1 pseudogene is annotated in these 310 nt (G+C 68.7%); it reads right to left on the reverse strand.

From position 1 onward, the window contains the following. Positions 1-310: pseudogene (locus tag B2W70_RS09480) on the reverse strand (hypothetical protein); the annotation flags it as partial.

Raw genomic sequence — 310 nt, forward strand, 5'->3', positions numbered from 1 at the left:
ATCCACCGAAGCTGCAGCTGCTCCAGCCATGGGGTGAGCTCTCGGGCTTGCCAGCCGGCGCCCAGGCGGTCTTGCCGAAAGGCCGTGCCATCCATGTGGAAGGCCGGGTAGACGGCCTGGCCGTTGCTGTGTGCCACGTCGGCGCTCAGCGTCTGGTGGTCGCTGATGCGCCAACCGAAGTCGGCCATCGTCTGACGCTTTTCGAAGCGGGAGGGCACGCGGCGTCCCTGGCCATCGCGGTAGTCGTCGCGTTCGCTGTGGCGGCTGTTGAGGCGGACCCAGGCGGGCTCGGTGTTGAGCAGGGCCTCGG

Source organism: Aquabacterium sp. UBA2148, assembly GCF_002328915.1.
Lineage (GTDB): Bacteria > Pseudomonadota > Gammaproteobacteria > Burkholderiales > Burkholderiaceae_C > Aquabacterium > Aquabacterium parvum.